This window comes from Akkermansia sp. RCC_12PD, from assembly GCF_036417355.1.
GTDB lineage: Bacteria > Verrucomicrobiota > Verrucomicrobiia > Verrucomicrobiales > Akkermansiaceae > Akkermansia.
In genome coordinates, this window is record NZ_CP143889.1 from 491,186 (window position 1) to 510,795 (window position 19,610).

The following is a 19,610-nucleotide window of genomic DNA, read 5'->3' on the forward strand; positions in this document are numbered from 1 at the left end:
CCAGCATTTCACCACCATCCATTTCAAACAAAGATGAACTCATACCGCACTCATACCTGCAGCGAATTGCGCGCTGCGGACATTGGCAAGCCGACCACCCTCATCGGCTGGGTAGACTCCGTCCGCGACCACGGCGGCGTCATATTTATCGACTTGCGCGACCGCACCGGCATCACCCAGGCAGTCTTCCATCCGGAAGTCAGCCAGGACGTGGCCAGGGCATCCCAGCAGCTCCGCTCCGAGGACATGATCCAAATCTCCGGCACGGTGGAAGCCCGCTTGAAAACGGACACAGTGGACACCACCAATGCAGACCTTCCCACCGGGGAAATCGAAGTCTCCGCCAATGCCCTCAACGTCATCAACAAGGCGGATGTGCTCCCCTTCCAGCTGGACCGGGCCCTCTCCAACGAAGACTTGCGCCTCAAATACCGCTTTCTGGACCTGCGCCGTCCCTCCATGGCCCGCAACATGCAGATCCGCCACCGCGTCACCAAAACCACGCGGGACTATCTGGATGAACACGGCTTCCTGGAAATTGAAACCCCCATCCTCTCCAAATCCACGCCGGAAGGCGCGCGCGACTTCCTGGTCCCCTCCCGTTTGGCCCCCGGCAAATTCTATGCCCTGCCCCAGGCGCCCCAGCAGTACAAACAGCTTCTCATGGTAGCGGGCATGGAACGCTACTTTCAGATTGCCCGCTGCTTCCGCGACGAAGACCTGCGCGCGGACCGGCAGCCGGAATTCACGCAGGTGGACATTGAAGCCTCCTTCATCACGCCGGAAGACATCTACAACCTGGTGGAAGGACTACTCAAGCGCGTGTACAAGGAAGCCCTGGACGTGGACATTCCCACTCCCTTCCCGCGCATGACCTGGAAGGAAGCCATGGACCAATACGGCTCCGACAAGCCGGAACGCCGCTTCAGCATGAAACTCACGGACGTCTCCTCCATCTTTGAAAACAGCGGCTTCAAGGTATTCGCCTCCGCCGTGCAAAATGGCGGCGTGGTCAAGGCCATCAACGCCAAGGGCTTCGGAACCGCCTCCGTCGGTCAGATAGACACCCTCACGAAAACCGCCGTGGAAGCCGGAGCCAAGGGGCTGGCCTACATCAAAGTGCGTGAAGACGACTGGAGAAGCCCCATCTCCAAATTCCTTTCTGAAGAAGAAAAGCAGAAACTCACGGAAGCCCTGGACATTGAAACCGGAGACCTCATTCTCTTTGCCGCCGGTCCGTGGGAACCCTCCTGCGACATCCTGGGCCGCGTGCGCCTGCAATGCGCCGAATTCATGGAACTTCTCAAGGACAACAAGGAGCGCGACTTCCTGTGGGTCATCGAATTCCCCCTGCTCGGCTGGGATGAGGAAGAACAGCGCTGGGCGGCCATCCACCATCCGTTCACCCGTCCCGTCAAGGAAGACGAGGAAAAACTGCTCAAGGGAGAACTCTCTGCCGACCTCCGCGCCCAGGCTTACGATGTGGTGCTCAACGGTACGGAACTCGGTGGCGGTTCCATCCGAATTCACGAACGCGACCTGCAATCCGCCATGTTCAAGGCGCTCGGCATCACGGAAGAACAGGCCCGCGAACAATTCGGGCATATCCTGGACGCTTTCAGCTTCGGGGCTCCTCCCCACGGCGGTCTGGCGCTGGGCCTGGACCGCCTGGTCATGATGATCTGTGATGCGGAATCCATTCGCGAAGTCATTGCTTTCCCGAAAAACAACCGCGGCGTGGACCTCATGAGCGACTCTCCGGCCCCGGCGGAAGAACGCCAGCTGCGTGACATTCACATCCAGGTGAAACTGCCCGCTAAAAAATAACATACTTTATTCTTCCCTTTTCAGGCCCCGGACGGATTTTTTCCTCCGGGGCCTTTTTTACACGCATAAAACAAAAGAGAAAACGGTCAGACCCGCCATCCATCCCCTATCTCCCCTATCTCCCCTATCTCCCTTTAAAATTCACTGCCATTTCCGTTATAGCTGAACTCATACCCGGGTCTTGGGACAAAATCCCCTTCCCAAATACTACTTTGTTCTACATCCCTTATTCCTCAGTAAACCGGTCAATGCTCCTCCTGCCCTGCTGCATCTGGATCCGGAGCAATCTGAATACTCAAAATCCGGCAGGGATTCTGACGCTGTTCCGTCGCACAATGCTGCAATCCATGCGTCAGCACCTTCAAATCGCCTTCCCGGTCGTTCGTCTTCCAGCCGGAAATGCGCAGCCGATGACATCGGACAACCTCATCGCCGTTAACCTGATACCAAATCATCATGGTCCCGCCCTCCTTCAGGTGTCCTCCTCTTCTCCCTATCTTTAGAATCTCATCATATTGGGAATGCTCTACACCCGACCAGAAAATCCTCTTGCCATCCTTTCCCGGCTGTCTCTTTACGGCAATCTTTCCTCCGGGAAACCACCCCATATGAAACAGCAAACACCGTATCAGATAAGCGCGCCTTAACGCACACTCTTCCTGGTGAGTACCCAGTCCGAGAGACTTTCTGGCTCCGCAATATTTGTTTCCACGGTCAATGGTCAATCTGACCTTGTAACTTCCTGATGTATTCTTCCTTAATTCTATTGATCTAGAGAGGGACATGTAAATATTCATACAATATCCAAAAACTATATATATAAAATCAACTGGGCCTAGCAAAAAATGTTAGAAAATAATCACAACACAAATAAAACGAACATATATTAAAAATTACACTCATCAAAAAAAATCAAAAAAAATATGAGCGAAAAAAAAATATGCAGCCCTTGTTACCAATCAAGCGAAACTATGCTTCACTGCAAAAAAATCACGTTTCAAACTCAACATTTCCGGCAGGTAAAACCGTTCCTTTCATCCGTCCGGAAGAATCTTTGCCCGCAGGAGCCCTGCATTATTGAAATTCCTGTCTTGGAAAGAACAAATATATTACACACAAGTCCTGTAAATTCATAGTCGGGCATCTTACCAACTAGATTCAACTCCAGTACCAAAAAGGAAACAAAAGCCGAAACCCAATCAAGCCCCAGCGCCTTGAGACCCCAAACTCGCCGAAGAACTCGACAATGCCAGCCGGGTATGTCGGGAAAGAGACATCTCACCTGCCCAATTCTACGAATACCGCAAACGTTTTCAAGGAACAAGGCTTTGAAGATTTACTAGATCTGCCTCCAATCCATAAGACGCACCCTCAAACCACATCAGACGAAGTTGAAAACGCATCCTGGAACTGGTCGATCAAAATCCGCAAAAGGAAGGCAGCCATATAAAACAGCTCTTGAAGCTGGAAGAAGAGCACCTTATCCAGGGCAAACAGCTCAGCGCAGAGCAGATTAAATTCATCGGAAAAGCCATCCCCTACTCCAAGGAACGGTATGTGGAAAGCAAACCTCCCAAGTACCAGCTCTGTCAGGACATCCTCTATGCGGGAAAACTCAAGGAAGTTAGAAGAGTCTGCCTGTACATGGGCAAATTTCCCGACCATGCAGCTCTCATCTGCATAACGACGCGTTACCATCCATGAGAAGCACGGCTTGAACATAGAAACCATCCTGACGGTTCATGGGAGAAAATACTGCGGCAAGCTTTACCCCTCACCATGATGAAATCTACCCGGAGCTAAACGGTATTGAACGTCGTAAAGCATGTACCGCAACGCCTAAAACAAACGGCTTTACGAGACATTTCAACAGGGCGTCCGAGGAAGAGTTTTTTGACATAGCCCTGGACAGAAATTTTATACCAGCGCGGGAAAACTCCAGAAGATTTTTAACGAATGACTCAAACACTACAACCAGGAGCAGCCTCATCATGGGTACCGCAACATGGAAAGGCGGCCGACAGCAACAATCTTTACTTATTATTTATTGATAACTATCAGGATAATTTTTGCCTTCGAAAGGTGAAAATATTTTCACCGCAATTTATTTACCTTTGAAAATCATCGAAATATTATAATCAGAGACTTGCGAAAAAGACTACATTCCTTCATAATGGTCTGTTTCAGTATTTTTATTATATCATTTCATTGCCTGCTGAGAAACCGTTCATAATCTCGTATGTTCTTTCTTCGCCGCATCCTCAGCACATCATTATTCTTTTCAGTTCCATGCACTCGCTTTTATAATCGTAAAATGAGTTATTCTCTATCAGCTCTGATATTTCCGATATCAACTTCTTCTCACTTGCATTCAATGCATCGTAATTATTAATGATACTGTCAATGGAATGTTGTACAAAAGAGTCGATATTCCCGATGTCGTCTTCATGATAATCACCCAAAAAATATTCGACAGTCAATTTTAAGCATGACGGGAAATAATATCTAAGAAACGTTGTTGAAAAAATATAAGACGGTAAAATTGTCGTATCATACTTAAGAGGAAGCAGATCCCGTTTCCATGAACATGCAATCCAGTTTATTTTTCTGGCATGCGCATAATGGCAAAATTCAATTACAGGGAGCGCAAAAGATTCACCATCCAGGAAATTGATACATATTTTAAATTGTTCATCACTCGGCAGGGGCGATGCAGGATATATTCCCTCCATGAGGTTCGCGAAATATTGATGGGATCGAGTATTTTTATCCATAATTGTCAGTAACCTGAAATCCGGGTTTCAATAAATCAACAGCATCATTTCCATGAATATCATTTTGAACACTGCAGAATCCCTCTCATTTCATATTTCCCCGCAATCTTTTGAGGGGAAGTCCCCATGCCTTCCGTAACCCTGGTCCCGGAAGGCATGGACGAAAAAAACTTGCGTACCTGGTACAGTCCGGCTTACTTGCCCGGCTGCACTTCCGGCCTGGCCGCCCTGGAATATTCCTTCAACAGCTTGGAGGACCACTGAATGCTGTCGGGATAACGGCAGGCTGGAGTCTCCGTCAGATAGGAACCCAGCTTCTGTGCCAGAGGTACGGCAAGCGCGGGATTCTGGAAATAAAGATCCTTCTGTTCCTGATAGTCGTTGCTGACGCGGTAGCACTGCGGGGCACGGTCCGGCACCAGCAGGTACTTCAGGTCTCCATCCATCACGGCGGAAGTGTAATCCGTGCACCAGAACATCGTTCGCGGCACCTCGCCCGTTCGGTTCCCCACCAGGGACAGGATATCCATCCCGTCCAGATTTTTGGGGATCTCTGCTCCGTTGGCTTTCAGCAGGGCCGGAAGCAGGTCCACCGTGGACACAGGCTGCTTGCACACGCTTCCGGGCACAAGCCTCTTGTCCGCCGGGTATTTGATGATGAACGGCACACGCACGCCGCCCTCAAAATGCAGCCTCTTGTGACCACGGAAGGGAGCGTTGCAGGACGGGGCCTCCGGCGCTCCGCCGTTGTCGGAAAGGAAAACCACCATGGTGTTTCCGTCCAGGCCGTCTTTTTTCAGGGTGTCCAGAATGCGCCCTATGCCCTTGTCCATGGCGTACACCATGGCGCAATACAATCTGCGCTCCCGGTTCTGGATATTCTTGAACAGGGCTATGTCTTCCGGCTTGGCCTGCATGGGCCAGTGCGGCGCATTGTAGGAGACGAACATGAAAAACGGCTTCTTGTCCTGCTTCGCTTCATTCAGAAACTCCACGGCCCTGCCCGTAATGTCGTCCGTCAGGTAGGTAATGCCCGTCTTGTCCGTGAAGTTAGACTCAATGGCGGACGGATTCAAGCCCTCTATCTCCTTTTTCCGGGGGAAATAATCGCGGGAGCCGCCCAGGAATCCCCACCAATGGGTAAATCCCCGTTCCGGAGGGGTAAACCCCTTCGTATGGCCCAGATGCCATTTGCCGAATACGGCGCTCCGGTAGCCGAAAGGCTTCAAATATTCGGGAATCAGCTTTTCCGTCAGGGGCAGCCCGTAATGGGATTCCAGCAAATAGTCTACTTTGGAATTGGGGTTGGTGGTGATGCCGTAGCGCTTCGGGAACCGTCCGGTCAACAGTCCCATGCGGGAGGGGGCGCACATGGGAGCCGTCACATACGCGCGGGAACAGAACACGCCCTCTTTTGCCAGCCTGTCTATGGAAGGAGTCGGAATCTGCTTGGAGCCCGTGCATCCCAAATCCCCGTATCCCAAATCATCCGCCAGAATGACAATCATATTCGGCCGGGCGGCCGTGTGAGTTTCCGCTACAGCCACGGAACAAAAAAGTCCCGCAAAGGCCAGTACCGTGTATAATTTCCTGATCATTTGGCTAAATCTACGTATCTCCATGAATGGATCTATCAAAAAAGCCTATTCCCTCCACTGTCTGAGCACCGCCGCAAGGTACTTCCCCATTTCCGTATCCATGGCCGTCATAGCGAATAGGAACGGTCTACCGGACGGCTGTTCCACAGAAACAAGCACCCTTCCACCGCCCTCATCCTCCAAGGCAATCCGGGCGCCCTTCGCCAAAAGGAACCGCTGCCTCCTGCCCACGCCCCACAATCCCCGGAACAATTCCCCCCGGCCCGGCCTCAATGCCAGTTTTGCGGCACCGAACAGAAGGAACATGGCCCCAAACAAGGTAGCAGCGCCTATCAGCACAAATGGAATGATGAACAGCAGCGCAGTTTCGTCCATGCCGGTCTTCTTGACGCCGTTCAAGGTATAAGGCTTTCCGGAAGCCATGACGTACAGGAAAAAGGAGATCATCGCATTCCAGACCAGGGAAAACAGCAGCAGGAAAAAGCCCTCCTTCTTCATCTTCCCGAAGTGCAGTACGATGCCGTGCATGTCCTTGGCAACCGAAACTCCGTGCGGCATGACTTCCGGAATCCCCTTTTCTTCCTCCGTCTGCATCAGTTCCGAAAATTTTCCCATGCGGGAACAGGCGCGGCACAGGAACACGTTCCTGGCTACATTCACATTCTCCGGCAGCAGAGGTGCTCCGCACTTCGGACAGTTCACTTGAAAAAAAGCAGCCATGAAAGTCGTTTCATGATATTCCGGATAATCAGGCACTGCACCGGAAATGCCGTGAGCTAGTCCCTCATCTGCCGCAACAGGGCCGCTACATACTGCTGCGCCTCCTCTTCCGCAATTCCCGTGCCAAACTGGAACGGCTTGCCGCCCGGCTGCTCCACCACGATCTTGTGCAGCACCCTGTCATTCTGCCGCATGCTGCTGTCTTCAATGGTAATGCGGGCATCCTTGGCCAGAAGAAACTTCTGGCGGCGGCCCATATCCCCCACCCCGCGGAACAGTTCGCCCCGGCCGGGATTCAACGTCAGCGTCATGCGGCCGAACAACGCATAAACGGCGCCGGCCAGTACCCCAATCCCCACCAGGATAAAAGGAATGAAAAACAACTGTTCAATCAAACTTCCGGTTCTTTCCTTTCCGGAAGAACTGAACAGGAAAACACACAAAAAGCCGTTCCAGAACAGGGCAAAAAACAAAAAGAAAAATCCGATGGCCTTTGATTTCCTGTACGTCACTTCCAGGCCGCGCGGCGTTTTCATCACCTTCATGCGGCATGGAAGAGTCTCCAGAATTTCCTCATCATTCTTCTCCTGAACCAGATCGGAAAATTTGCCTGTGCAATTGCAGGAGCGGCACAGGATGACATCCGCAGCCACATTCACATCTTCCATCGCCAACGGAGCGCCGCACTGCGGGCATCTCAATTCAACCGGGGCAGTCATTGACGGTTAATCTAACATATTCCCCGGTTCTGGAAAGTACAAATACGCCTTAACCCTCAAACAATCCGATTTCCATATCCCGCACAACCTCTCCGCTTCACATCAACAGTGCGCGACCGGAAACAACCGGAACTGCCCGCCCGCCATGACGGCATTCCTAAACGGATTTCCGGTTCAGCCACGCACAAATGTATTCGGCCACTTGAACATCCTGGTTCCCCCAGCCGAAACGGAAATCCTTCCCGCCCGGCTGAGGAACGGCAACAAGCTGGAGAACGGCCCCCTTGGGTGATTTCACTTCCACAACCCGCGCCGTCTCCTTCCCGGAAAAGGAAAACCGCCAGCTCCACCCCACCGGTCCTATCCCCCGGAATACGGTACCTTGTCCACGGCCCACCTCCACCACCATCCTGCCGAACAACAGCAGGAGCCCCATGACGGGAACAACTATGCCGGCCAGCACGAACGGAAGCAGAAACAACAGCAGAACCGCTGCATGCATATTGCTGATGGAGGAAGAAAAAATATTGGACAGGAAAGAGACCAGTGCCGAATCCCATACGGCGGCAAAGACCATCAGGGCAAGCCCCTCCCAGCCGAAGCGGCGGTAAACCAGCCTTCTCCCGTTCATGCTGCACTTGTCCAGCGTGATGCACGACGGCTTTTCCACGCGGAAACCGGCCCTCTTCACATCATCCGCCTTTCCCGTATAACCGCAGGAACGGCACAGGGCAAGCCCGGTTCGCAAATTGACGTCCTCCCCCGGCAGCACGGAACCGCACCAGGGACAATAATATTCATTGATGGAACCATTCATCGGCAGGAACGCGGCACACTTGATCGAAAACACGGTCTGAAACGGAACGGCCTATTCCGGCGGCTCTCCGCTGATGCTGACCGTATCAAACTCCACGATTTTCACAATAATGTTCTCCGCGGCGTCCGCTTTCCGGCCGCGGATGGCGTCCAGAAGGTCGTCATGGAGCTTCATCGCTCCGGGATCGTACTGCTTCTCTTCAAGCAGGCTTTCCAGATTCTCCTGCACGTTGCGGATGATCACATTGTACAGCTCCGCAAGCACCGGGTTGTGCGTGGCCCGGGCCACGGCTGCATGGAACAGCATGTCGTCTTCAATGCCTGGTCTGACCCTGGCATGGCAGTCCTTCAATGCGGCCTCCAAAATCTCCAGATCCTCTTCCGTCCTCTTCACGGCGGCCAGGCGCGCAATTTCCTTTTCCAGCGCCAGACGCGCTTCCAGAATCTGGGGCAGCTCCGACTCCCGGAGCCGGTTGCTGACCGCCACGGCAAAACGGTCGGAGGCCATCACGTATGTGCCGTCCCCGGGCCGGGCTTCCAGCATTCCCATGTGGATCAGGGATTGAAGGGCTTCCCGGATGGTATTGTGGCTCACGGAAAAGGCGCGGGCCAGCTCCGGTTCCGCCGGAATGCGGTCGCCCACCTGCCATTGGCCGGACCGTATCATGGCCTCCATGGCATTGAGCACCTGGCGGGAAAGAGACAGCCTTACGGGCTTCTTCAAATCCATCTGTTTTCCTTTTTTCATGGAAATCTCAGCGAATCACCGTCCAGAGACGCCCCTTGTCCGTCCTGATCAACTGAATGTCCAGATCAAAGGCGTTCTTCAAATTCTCCTCCGTCAGCACCTCGTCCCGGGTGCCCCGCGCCACGATCTCGCCGGACTTCAGAATCATCCCGCAATCAAATACCGGCAAAATGTCCTCAATGCGCTGGGTGATAAAAATCATGGTCAGGTCCGGCCGAGTGGCCGCCAGCTCTTCAATGGTCTTCAATAAAAACTCGCGGCCAGCCAGGTCCAGGTAAACGCTCGGCTCGTCCAGAATCATCAACTCCGGATTCGTCATCAGCGCACGGGCAATGAGCACCTTCACCTGTTCTCCGGAAGACATGGCCACCACGGGCCTGTCCATCAAATGCTCCGCCTTCAGAGACTTCATGATCCCGGCCGCCTTCTCCTCCTCTTCCAAGGTCGGCTCGCGCAGAAGGCCGATCGTTCCGTCCGGCCCGGAAAGCACCATGTCGCGCCCGTTCCAGGCCCCGTCCTCCAGCCACTTGTGCATGAACGGGCTCACCCACGCAATGGATTTGCGCAACTCCAGCAGGTTCACGTGCCCGAACGTTTTGCCCAACACCTGCACTCTGGCGCCGAACAGGGGCCACGCAAAACCCATCAGCAGTTTGACCAGGGTGGTCTTTCCGGCCCCGTTCGCACCCAGAATAAAACAGCGCTCTCCGCGCCGCACCTGCCAGGAAATATTGTGCAGGATTTCCTGGCCGCCCAGGTACACCCTGGCGTTCTCCACATTGACGGCCGGCAGAAAATTGTCCATATCCAGAAAAAGAAGGGCTTCCGCGGGGAAGCCCGATGATTGTCCGGGCCGCTCCGTCTCGTCCGGAGGAGCGGCCCGTGAAAAAAATCAAAAGAAACGTCAGTTCCTTTCAAACAGGCTGCGGATCTTGGCGCCCACGATTTCCACCGGGTGCTGGCCCAGGGCTTCGCGCTTCGCCTTGAGGTTGGGAGCGCCCTTCGCAGCTTCTTCCAGCCAGTCCTTGGCGAACTTGCCGGATTCGATGCGCTTCAGGGATTCCTTCATGCGTTCCTTCACGTCGGCGGGCAGAATCTGCGGGCCGTTGTAGTACTCGCCGAACTCGGCGGTGTTGGAAATCACGGAATTCATCTTCTGGATGCCGCCGTTGTAGATCAGATCCACGATCAGCTTGGCTTCATGCACGCATTCAAAATAGGCCATTTCCGGGGGATAACCGGCTTCCGTCAACGTTTCAAAGCCGTACTTCATCAGGTCCACCAGACCGCCGCAAAGCACGTTTTGTTCGCCGAACAGGTCTTCATAAGTTTCCTGGGCCATCGTGCATTCCAGCACGCCGCCGCGGGTCAGGCCTTCTGCCTTCGCCATCGCAAGGGCCACGTCGCGGGCCTTGCCGGAGGGATTCTGGTGCACGGCAATGAGGCCGGGGCAGCCGAAGCCTTCTTCAAACACGCGGCGCACTTCCGTGCCCGGTCCCTTGGGGGCCACCATGATTACGTCCACGTCCGCGGGGGGAACGATGGTGTTGAACACATAGGCGAAGCCGTGGGAGCAGCAAAGCGTCTTGCCGGCTTTCAGGTGGGGCTTGATTTCAGCTTCGTACACGGAACCGTGGCTTTCATCCGGAAGAAGAATGTGGATGATGTCCGCCTTTTCGGCGGCTTCAGCCACGCTCATCACCTGGAAACCTTCCTGGGTGGCGGCGTCAAAAGACTTGCCGGGGCGAACGCCGATAATCACGTTCACACCGGAGTCACGCATGCAAAGTGCCTGGGCGCGGCCCTGCGCGCCATATCCGATAACGGCAACGGTCTTGCCGTTCAATGCGCTGAGATCAGCGGCGTTGTCATGAATAATATCCATTGTTACTCCTTCTTTAGGTCATTCATCCAAACATCCAATGTTTGGATGAATGACAACATAAACTTCTCCGCCCCGATTGCAAGCGCATTCGATTCATTCCTCCGTTTTTATTTTACAGGCTCTTTCCCTTCAAGGCGCTGTCCGCCTGCAACTCCGGCCCCTGCCGTTACGAACAATAAATTACATAAAGAAAAGCTCGTAAACCTGAAAACCGCTTCTCTCACGGCCACGTTCAACCTGTGCGGCTGGCGTCCCCCGTCTGGAAAACCCTCTCGAAAGACGAAGAAAGAAACTCTTTTCCCTACCGTCAAATAAAGCATTTCTATTCCGAAAACACAGCTTTCAGGGACCAAAATTTCCAGCGCCCAGTCGTATTACGGTGATGAGGGAATACGGCTGAAATACCGCCTTGCCGTAAATTAACGGGGCCGTTTTCCGGCAATTAAAATTCCGGACCTTCATACCCCAGGACCATCGGCCAATGGGGGCAAAGGGAAAATTCCACAGCTCCCGGGCACCCCGGAAAGATGGGAAAACAGGAAAAAGTCTGCCAAGGAAAAACGCCCCGGCCCCGGAAAGCCCGTTAACGGCACTGCCCCACTCCAGCCTCCGCCGGACAAAAGGAATGGGAATAAATCAACCGGGACGTATCATACCCCAGATCCCGCGCACAGCGCAGCATCTGTTCCAAATGATCTTCTTCCACGTCGGGATTCCGGGACAGCAGCCACAAATAATTCAGGGAACCGCCGGATACCACAGCACGGGTGTAATACTCATCCACAAAAGCCACCTCATACCGTCCGTACAGAACTGGCACGAAGTACACTTTCAAATGGTTCGGGGCATCTGCCACCCTGGCGCGGGCATGCACCTCGCGCCGCTCTCCGGTACGGGCGTCATAACCGCCGTTAGTCACGGAAACGGTACCGTCTTCTCCACGGTCATAACGGGCGTACACCTTGCGCAAGCCGCGCTCAAACCAATTCTCCAGGCGGGCGATCTCATGCCATTCTCCCAAATAACGTTCCAGATTGAAATCCGGCATGGCAGGGGTTTTCACGGAATGCCCGTGAAACAGGGACGTAACGATGGTTTGCAACATACTCATGACTTGACGGGAAATGCTTTATTGAAAAACGTACTGATACCGGGATACTGGAATTCAAAGCCTTCGCGCAGGAGAGTCTCCGGCTCGGCGCACTGGCCGCTGGTAACCACCTGGGAGGCCTCACCCATCACCAGCCGTACGGCGGCATCCGGAACACGGACGGATACCCTGGTATGGAAATGTTCCGCCACGGCTTTATAAAACTCCTCATTGGTGGTGCGTTCGGGGGCCGTCACATTGACCGGTCCGGAAACATCTCCGTGCTCCAGGATAAACGCCAGCGCATTCACCAGATCGTCCAGGGCCACCCAGGAAAAGGCATGATCCGGCTTTCCTATGGAAACCGTCACCCCGAAGCGGGTCGGCATGATCATTTTGGGAAGCGCGCCGCCATCCGGGGAAAGCACCACGCCAAACCGAACACGGACCAGGCGAACGTGATCGTTCACGCGTTCCGCCTCCGCTTCCCAGGCCTCGCACAATTCAGCCAGAAAAGAACCCTCCGCCGGATCGTCGTGCTCGCCATGGCAGCCTTCCGAACTGTAATATCCCACGGCGGACGTGGAAATCATCACTCCCGGAGGTTCGTGCAGAAGATTGACCGCCTCCACCAGCTTGCGCGTGGTCATGATCCGGCTCTCCATCAATTCCAGCTTGTAGGCATCCGTCCAGCGGCGGTCAAGAGGGGCCCCCGCCAGATTGACCACGGCGGCGCATCCCGCCAGCGACTGCACCAGACAATCCAGGCTGTCCTGTGTGAACAAATAGCGCCACAAGGGCACCGCCTCATGTCCCAGCACCGCCAGGCGCTTGGACAAATGGCTGCCTATGAATCCGCTGGACCCCGTGATGGCTACTTTCATGACCTTTTACCGGAAAAAGACGCCACGCCGGCATATTTCCCCTCCGGCAACTCTGCCGGCGGAAACGCTGCCGGAAACGAACGTCCGCTGGCTGATGAGACATATCCCTTCCCGTTCACCGTTCAGCAGAGAACGCAACTAATGACGCTGCCGCAGGGCGAATGCCCGCATTTTCTTTAACAAAAACCTCATGCGGCCCGGGATATTGAATATCGTGCCCCGTGTGGGGCCGGACCTATCCCATTCATTAAACGGAATGCCATCATTCGCTCTTCTGCCGCCTGGAAAGGCGGCAAAATGCACGGAAAATCATAAAAATATTTTTCTCCAACGCAGATACAACAAACATGAGAGCCGGACTCTTCAAAAATTCACTGGAACAAACATGGCAGCCCCTTCTGTTTCAATGCTACCCGGGACAGCCTGCCACGGTGGAGCGATACATACGGAAGACAGGATACGAAGAAAAAGAAACGGAACTATTTATGCAGGTCTTGCCTCAGCCTGCCTGTTTCTTCTGCGGATTGATGACTGAATTTCAGCATCAGCAACCATGTAGTATCCCAACAAGATTATTCCGCATAATTCCGAAAAGAAATTCCCGTCCTGCTCCAGAGAACCGCCGGAAAAGTAAAAAACACGGAATTCCCCTATAGCACACTAAAAAATTCACGCATCCCCGCCACATTCCCGACTGCCCCGCAGAAAGAAAGACAGCCGGATACCTTCTTTCCCGGTCCTGTTGAACGGGCATTCCACCGGATATCTTCTCCTCTCCCGGATCAGGGAAACATGTATGAATCCGCAGATTTTCCCCGTCACCCGGCAACCGCGCCTCAAGCAGCGAACCTGAGGGAAGCCTTTCACAAGCCTTCGGCAATAAACGCCTTTGCCCTTACCGTTTCCGTGCGCAGCGCCATGATCCGGCGATACTCCTCACTGGCAAAGCATTCATCCAGTTTTTCCCGGTTGGGAAAACGGATGATAATCATCCTGTCCGGCCTATCTCCGGGAAAAGGCGAGTCAATCACTTCCGTGCGTACGAGATATTCCCCGCCGAAGCTTTCCACAATCGGCTTCACCCGGTCGATGTAAGAATCGTACGGCGCACGGTCCACAGTTTCGTCCATGGAAACCATGACTATAAAATAAGCACTCATGAATGTTGCACATTGTACTCCGTTTTAACCCTAAATCCATGTTAAAAGGGGGCTGTGCCGCCACGCCCCCTTTCCCAGCCTGCATGTCCGGCAACCCAGCCCGAAAGGACTCATGCGGAATTTCCTCCCAGAAACGGAAAAACAAAAAAGAAAAGCTCTTACGCTCCCATCCATTCCAGAATTTCTCTACCGTCCGGAGCCCCGGCATCAATCCGCACTGGAAACGGAAAAGCCGTCATCATCTTCATCCTCAGCAAATTCATGCTTCAGCAGAAACAGGCCGAAGACGTTCATCAGCACGCAGATCATGTAAAGGATCACGGACAGCGTAAGGAAAGTCATCCATACTCCGGAAGGAAGGTACAGCACAATCACCACCCCCGCCAAAACACTGAAAACCAGTCCCAGATAAGTCATGGGCGCCTTCTTGACGAGATCCCACCAGCCGGAGGGGGAAAGGCCGTCAAAACTGTCCAGGAGAGCCGTTCTCATAAATATCCCGGGGAAATAGATAACCCCCACTATCATGAAAAACCATGCCGGAAGAGCGTCCGGCTCCCAGTCAACCATATTCAGGTAAATGGAAAAGGGGAGAAAGGAAATGACGGCGCACACAAGAGTCCTCACATAAGGCAGAAAAAGAGACTCAAACCAGCCCTCCAACTCGGGGAAATGGCAGATTCCCTCATCGCCCATAGCGGACTGCCTCACCATTTTCATACAGAAGGCGCACATAAAGGGGCCGAGGAAGCAGAAATTGGCAATCCAGCCGAGCACGGGAGCCCACAAGGCCAGGTACATCGCCCAGACGATCAGTACACTGAAAACAAAAACCATGGGACGTTCCCGGAAAGGATAACCCAGAGAGGAAAGGTAGTTGGACATATACAAATATCTTAGGACATTCTCTTTACATCGTCAATGCATTATTATCCATTTTCCAACAAATTTACAATACTCTGTCAGGAATAAAAATTCTCCACCGCACAGGCAATTCTTTCCATCTCCTCCCTGCCGCAGCGCTGGTCTACAGGCAGGGGCAGCAGGTTCAACGCCAGCTTCCGTTCCGCTCCGTCAAACGGAGCCCATTCCAGAACTTCCGGCCACAACAGGGGAATCAGAATATGCGCGTCTATCAGCGCATCCCGCAATTCCGGCAATCCCGTCCGGAACGGATAGCAATATGGAGCAGACATGGTGCCTACATCCGGAGACAGCCTGTTCAAATGTCCCAGACGTTCATGCAGGAACAAGAAATTTTCCAACCTCCGGCGCCGTGCGCTTTCATAATCAATGCCGTTGATCAGGCATTCCGTCAAACGGGACATGCGGCGCAGGGGGGCCGACTTCAGGCGCCGTTCGCTCCGTTCACATGCGCAAGAGGCCGCCTCCGGTCCGCAGGCCGCGCATTCCAGCAAAAAAGCGGCATGAGGAAGGGACTCGTCCTGCTCTTCCAGTTCCAGGCACGGACGGTCCATCACGACCACGCCGCCGTCCGGCAGGCCGGAAAATTTGCGCGGGCTGTACAGGGCCGCTGTTCGGGGGCGCGGCGAAGAATACAATGCCAGCGCATTGTCCACAATCAGCCTTTCCCCGTACCGGGCCGCCAGCATATTCACGCATGCCTCCTTAATGCCGAAGTAATTGGCGTACAGGAAATACTCTCCTTCCTCCAGAACAGGCAGGCTTTCCGGTTCCAGCCCTTCGTTAATGCGGTAAAAGGAATACGGGATACGGAGCAGCTCCATTGGTTCCAGAATCGTGGCGCATGTGTACCAGGGGACATAAATGCGGCGCACGTCGCCCAGACAGCGCAGAATGTATTCCAGAGCCCGCCTCCCGGAATTCACGGCCACGCTCCGCCCCGCATGCCATTGCGGGAAATTGCCGTACTCCGGCAATTCCAGCCCGAAAAACCCGCCTATGTCCATGCTCTTTTCCATGCACACCGAACAATACCGCATTTGATCCCAAAAAGGAAGCGCCGCAGTTTCAGGGATCGCCGGCCGATGAACCACGAAGGCCGGACCTCATTCAATTTTCTGCCGTTTCAGCTTCTGCAAGGCTTCCAAGAGATTCGGCTCTTCATGGGGCGCTGCCTTGCTGGCCGTAGCACCATTTTTCAAATGTCCAAGCTACTATTATAACATATCTACTGGAAAGAATTGAAAATACAGGAAGAATTGGAGCAGAGATCTATTTCTTGTGTTGGATTCGAGATTGATGAAGCAATTCAATACATGGAGAAATTTTCTCTTGCTTCGGCAATATCTCTTTGGACTAAAGTATATGGAATATACTAAACAGCTACCGGATAAGGAAAACGACCGTCCCTACTGCGCCGGACAGAAAGTCCTAAATGAGGTGACCCGCCAGATTATCGCCCTAGCGAAGGCCAATGGATGGAGCAAAGACCGATCAAGTCACGGAACCCGGTACGATGGAGCCGCCTTGCTTCCTGCCTCCTGTCAGCGAAGGGGAAACCCGTAGCATGGCCGTTGCGAAGGAAGCAACCTGTCCGGATTCCGGATGAAATCAACGACAAGACGGCGGATTTCTTCTTTACTACGGAGTTGAGAACGGAACGTGGAGATATCCGTATTCTGAATGAGGAAATTGGTAAAATGACCTTCCAGCGGCCCTTGAACTATCGGGAACTTGTCCCCGGCCAGGAATATCATGCGACAATTTCGGTGTGCCTGGATGAAGTCGATCTGGAAGACAGGGAACAATGTTCTTGTGTACTCGAAACGCCATAAATCACGTAAATTATTCGTTAACAACAGAAAATAAATTAAGCATTCTCGGAAAAACATTCTGACCCTGCTGGCGGATTTCGAAAAGGAGAGGGACATTTCCTGGATTCCCGGCTTGACCGAACATGACTGGGAAGGCAGGATCAAGAAGGAGTGAATACAGTCCATGCGCGACAGGACCGAATCCACGCTGCGGGAGCAGTTCCCCGGAAAAGGTGCCCCTGAGACGGCCTCCGCATTTTGAACGAATCATCCACAGACAAAATCATCACCCCCATGCCATCAACATTCACTCTTCACAGCAACGACCTCGGCGGAGTAGTCCAGCAGCCCCAGCGGCACTTCAGTGTGGGCGGCGGAAACCGTTCCCCCCAGCTTTCCTGGATCAATCCTCCGGAAGGGACAAAAAGCTTTGCCATTACCATCCATGATCCGGACGCGCCCACGGGCAGCGGCTTCTGGCACTGGCTGGCCGTCAATCTGCCTTCCTCCGTCCGGGAATTGCCCTCCGGCGCGGGAGACCCTGCCCTGGGCCTGATGCCGGAACAGACTGTCCAGATACGCAACGACGCCGGTTTTGCAGGATACAGCGGCAGCTTCCCGCCCGCAGGCCACGGATGGCACCTGTACCTGGTTACTGTGTACGCGCTGGACACGGATTCCCTGCCCGTGGCGGAAGATACCCCGGCCGCCCAGGTGGGGTTCCAGCTCTGGCAGCACACGCTGCAAAAAGCCTCCATCGTCTTTTACGACCGGGTGGAGACGAAATGAGCTCCATATTCTTCCTTCCTCCCGTCTTGCAGGATAGCGTCATCATTTTCTTCCGGACCGCTTCTGCCGTTTTCTTCCTCCCGTGCGTATGAAGCCCCCTGCACACTCCTGAGGAAAATCCATATCCAGCATGAAAAAACGCTATTCCTTCTCGTCGCAGCCTTTTCATACCTCCTGTCCTTCGCCGTCTTCTTCCTGCTGAAATGCACCTGTACCGGCGATACGAGATATGGCGTCAACAACGGGTTCAATGACCGGGGTAACCTGCTGTGCCGGGCCGCGGCGGCTTCCAACGTCATCAAGTACCGGCGGAGCTCCCATGCCTGGTCATGGCATCCTCCCCGGCATCCCGCCGAAAACTCCCACAGATACAGCCATTCAGACATTTTCCAGTCCTCCGTGGACAACTGACCCAACAATGGAGGATACCATAAAAACGCCCTGTCAGAGTGGCTCGGCCTCACGGTTGAAATCAAGGGCTCCCAGGGAGCCGCACTGAATCCCAAGTCCACGGCGAGCGGACTGGCAGAATTTCCCGGTCATGCAGCAATCCCGGGGATTTCCCATCCGGCAGGTCCCGGAACCACCGGACAATCCGCCCCAAGCCTCTCTGGAAAAACCCGCGTACCATCAACTTACTCTCACAACAGAGCGCTTCCTCGGTCAGCTCTCTCTTGCGGCAATGCGGAAAAAGAAGAGGCTGCACAAGGATTTCCCTTTCTGCTTGCGGACTACAGGAATCTATGTCATAAAACCGAATCAGAATCCAACCACCCCCGGTGCTGTCGCCCAAGGTTCCACGGCCGCCGGGTTGACCCCTATGAACGCTCCTCCCTCTCTCTCTCAGGAAGAACTCGGCACTGCCGTGCAAAAGCTTGACGCCCTGGCCTCCGCCATGAACCAGGTTCTGTTCGGCAAGGAAAATCTCATTGAACTCATCCTCACCGGCGTTCTGGCCCGCGGCCACATCCTGCTGGAGGGCTTGCCCGGACTGGGCAAAACGGAACTGGTCAAGGGGCTTTCCAAGGCGCTGGACATCACGGCAAGGCGTGTGCAGTTCACCCCGGACCTGCTGCCCGGAGACATCACGGGCACCCCCGTCCTGCAGGAGGCGGACGGGAGAAAATCCTTCGTCTTCCAGGAAGGCCCCGTATTCGCCAACATCATGCTGGCGGACGAAATCAACCGGGCCTCCCCCAAAACCCAGTCCGCCCTGCTGGAAGCCATGCAGGAAAGGAAGGTCACCGTCATGGGCCAGTCCCATTCTCTTCCGGAGCCTTTCTTCGTGCTGGCTACCCAGAACCCCATTGAACTGGAAGGCACCTACCCGCTGCCGGAAGCCCAGCTTGACCGCTTCCTGTTCAAGATCAACGTAGGCAGAAATCCCGCGGAGGTGCTGACCCGCATCGTCCTCAACCGTGAAATGGGCATGGAACCAGCCGTTCCCCGCGTGCTGGACGCGGAGGAACTTCTCCGCCTGATGGAACTTGCCCGGCGGATCGCCATCCCGGATGCCGTGGCCGGATACATCGGGAGGCTCGTCAACGCCACCCATCCCGGCGAATCGGAAGCGGCCCGCGGTGTCAAATACGGGGCCAGCCCCCGCGCCGCCCTGGGCCTGGCCGCCGCCGCCAAGGCACGCGCCCTGCGCCAGGGACGCCCCTTCTGCTCCTTTGAAGACGTGCAGGCCGTCATCCGTCCCGTGCTGGAACACCGCATCCTGCTGGACCACATGGCGAAGCTGGAAGGAGCGACTCCCGGAGACGTCGTGGAACGGCTCCTGAAAGAAATTCCGGCCCAGGACAAGCCCCTGCCACATTCTCTCGCCGCAGCTAAAATCCATTAATCCCACCCCCTGTTCA

18 protein-coding genes are annotated in these 19,610 nt (G+C 54.3%); 4 read left to right on the top strand and 14 right to left on the bottom strand.

Annotation, left to right across the window (positions count from 1 at the left end; all coding sequences use genetic code 11):
- Positions 1 to 33: 33 nt before the first annotated feature.
- Positions 34 to 1,827 (top strand): aspartate--tRNA ligase, encoded by a 1,794-nt coding sequence (gene aspS, locus V3C20_RS02040; RefSeq protein ID WP_130083090.1) that lies wholly within the window; start codon positions 34 to 36, stop codon positions 1,825 to 1,827.
- Between the two features lie 245 nt (positions 1,828 to 2,072).
- On the opposite strand, the gene V3C20_RS02045 is transcribed toward aspS, so the two are convergent.
- On the bottom strand, positions 2,073 to 2,285 hold the full coding sequence (locus V3C20_RS02045) for a hypothetical protein (RefSeq protein ID WP_130083091.1): 213 nt from the start codon (positions 2,283 to 2,285) through the stop codon (positions 2,073 to 2,075).
- Between the two features lie 913 nt (positions 2,286 to 3,198).
- On the bottom strand, positions 3,199 to 3,549 hold the full coding sequence (locus V3C20_RS02050) for a hypothetical protein (protein ID WP_130083092.1): 351 nt from the start codon (positions 3,547 to 3,549) through the stop codon (positions 3,199 to 3,201).
- Between the two features lie 20 nt (positions 3,550 to 3,569).
- On the opposite strand from V3C20_RS02050, the gene V3C20_RS02055 reads away from it, so the two are divergent.
- Positions 3,570 to 3,878, top strand: a complete 309-nt coding sequence (locus V3C20_RS02055; protein WP_130083093.1) for a hypothetical protein — start codon at positions 3,570 to 3,572, stop codon at positions 3,876 to 3,878.
- A gap of 917 nt (positions 3,879 to 4,795) precedes the next feature.
- On the opposite strand, the gene V3C20_RS02060 is transcribed toward V3C20_RS02055, so the two are convergent.
- From V3C20_RS02060 to V3C20_RS02115, 12 genes are all read right to left on the bottom strand, one after another.
- Positions 4,796 to 6,199 carry a sulfatase-like hydrolase/transferase gene (locus V3C20_RS02060; RefSeq protein WP_161981207.1) on the bottom strand — a complete coding sequence of 468 codons (1,404 nt, stop codon included), beginning with the start codon at positions 6,197 to 6,199 and terminating at the stop codon, positions 4,796 to 4,798.
- 45 nt (positions 6,200 to 6,244) lie between these two features.
- Positions 6,245 to 6,919, bottom strand: coding sequence for a hypothetical protein (locus V3C20_RS02065; protein ID WP_130083095.1), 675 nt, complete (start codon positions 6,917 to 6,919; stop codon positions 6,245 to 6,247).
- A 56-nt stretch (positions 6,920 to 6,975) separates the two neighbouring features.
- Entirely contained in the window at positions 6,976 to 7,638 is a 663-nt protein-coding gene (locus V3C20_RS02070; protein WP_130083096.1) for a hypothetical protein, read from the bottom strand.
- 157 nt (positions 7,639 to 7,795) lie between these two features.
- Positions 7,796 to 8,488, bottom strand: coding sequence for a hypothetical protein (locus tag V3C20_RS02075; RefSeq protein ID WP_130083097.1), 693 nt, complete (start codon positions 8,486 to 8,488; stop codon positions 7,796 to 7,798).
- Between the two features lie 18 nt (positions 8,489 to 8,506).
- Positions 8,507 to 9,202 carry a FadR/GntR family transcriptional regulator gene (locus tag V3C20_RS02080; RefSeq protein ID WP_130083098.1) on the bottom strand — a complete coding sequence of 232 codons (696 nt, stop codon included), beginning with the start codon at positions 9,200 to 9,202 and terminating at the stop codon, positions 8,507 to 8,509.
- A gap of 7 nt (positions 9,203 to 9,209) precedes the next feature.
- On the bottom strand, positions 9,210 to 10,007 hold the full coding sequence (locus V3C20_RS02085) for an ATP-binding cassette domain-containing protein (RefSeq protein WP_130083099.1): 798 nt from the start codon (positions 10,005 to 10,007) through the stop codon (positions 9,210 to 9,212).
- Positions 10,008 to 10,106: 99 nt separating this feature from the next.
- Positions 10,107 to 11,087 (bottom strand): ketol-acid reductoisomerase, encoded by a 981-nt coding sequence (gene ilvC, locus V3C20_RS02090; protein ID WP_130083100.1) that lies wholly within the window; start codon positions 11,085 to 11,087, stop codon positions 10,107 to 10,109.
- Between the two features lie 583 nt (positions 11,088 to 11,670).
- Positions 11,671 to 12,198: a lipocalin family protein gene (locus V3C20_RS02095; protein ID WP_130083101.1), complete on the bottom strand. Its 528-nt coding sequence runs from the start codon at positions 12,196 to 12,198 to the stop codon at positions 11,671 to 11,673.
- Positions 12,195 to 13,061 carry a TIGR01777 family oxidoreductase gene (locus tag V3C20_RS02100; RefSeq protein ID WP_130083102.1) on the bottom strand — a complete coding sequence of 289 codons (867 nt, stop codon included), beginning with the start codon at positions 13,059 to 13,061 and terminating at the stop codon, positions 12,195 to 12,197. The genes V3C20_RS02095 and V3C20_RS02100 overlap by 4 nt, the downstream gene beginning before the upstream one ends.
- 863 nt (positions 13,062 to 13,924) lie before the next feature.
- Positions 13,925 to 14,221, bottom strand: coding sequence for a DUF1330 domain-containing protein (locus V3C20_RS02105; RefSeq protein WP_130083103.1), 297 nt, complete (start codon positions 14,219 to 14,221; stop codon positions 13,925 to 13,927).
- Between the two features lie 207 nt (positions 14,222 to 14,428).
- The gene (locus V3C20_RS02110; protein WP_130083104.1) at positions 14,429 to 15,106 is read right to left on the bottom strand and encodes a hypothetical protein; all 678 of its coding nucleotides are present in this window, start codon (positions 15,104 to 15,106) and stop codon (positions 14,429 to 14,431) included.
- A 77-nt stretch (positions 15,107 to 15,183) separates the two neighbouring features.
- On the bottom strand, positions 15,184 to 16,164 hold the full coding sequence (locus V3C20_RS02115; protein ID WP_130083105.1) for a hypothetical protein: 981 nt from the start codon (positions 16,162 to 16,164) through the stop codon (positions 15,184 to 15,186).
- Between the two features lie 1,089 nt (positions 16,165 to 17,253).
- Between V3C20_RS02115 and V3C20_RS02120 the strand changes: the two genes are divergently transcribed.
- Together V3C20_RS02120 and V3C20_RS02125 are read left to right on the top strand one after the other, a co-directional pair.
- Positions 17,254 to 17,748 (top strand): YbhB/YbcL family Raf kinase inhibitor-like protein, encoded by a 495-nt coding sequence (locus tag V3C20_RS02120; protein ID WP_130083106.1) that lies wholly within the window; start codon positions 17,254 to 17,256, stop codon positions 17,746 to 17,748.
- A gap of 820 nt (positions 17,749 to 18,568) precedes the next feature.
- A complete protein-coding gene (locus V3C20_RS02125; protein ID WP_130083107.1) occupies positions 18,569 to 19,594 on the top strand; it encodes an AAA family ATPase in 1,026 nt (341 codons plus the stop codon).
- Positions 19,595 to 19,610: the final 16 nt, after the last annotated feature.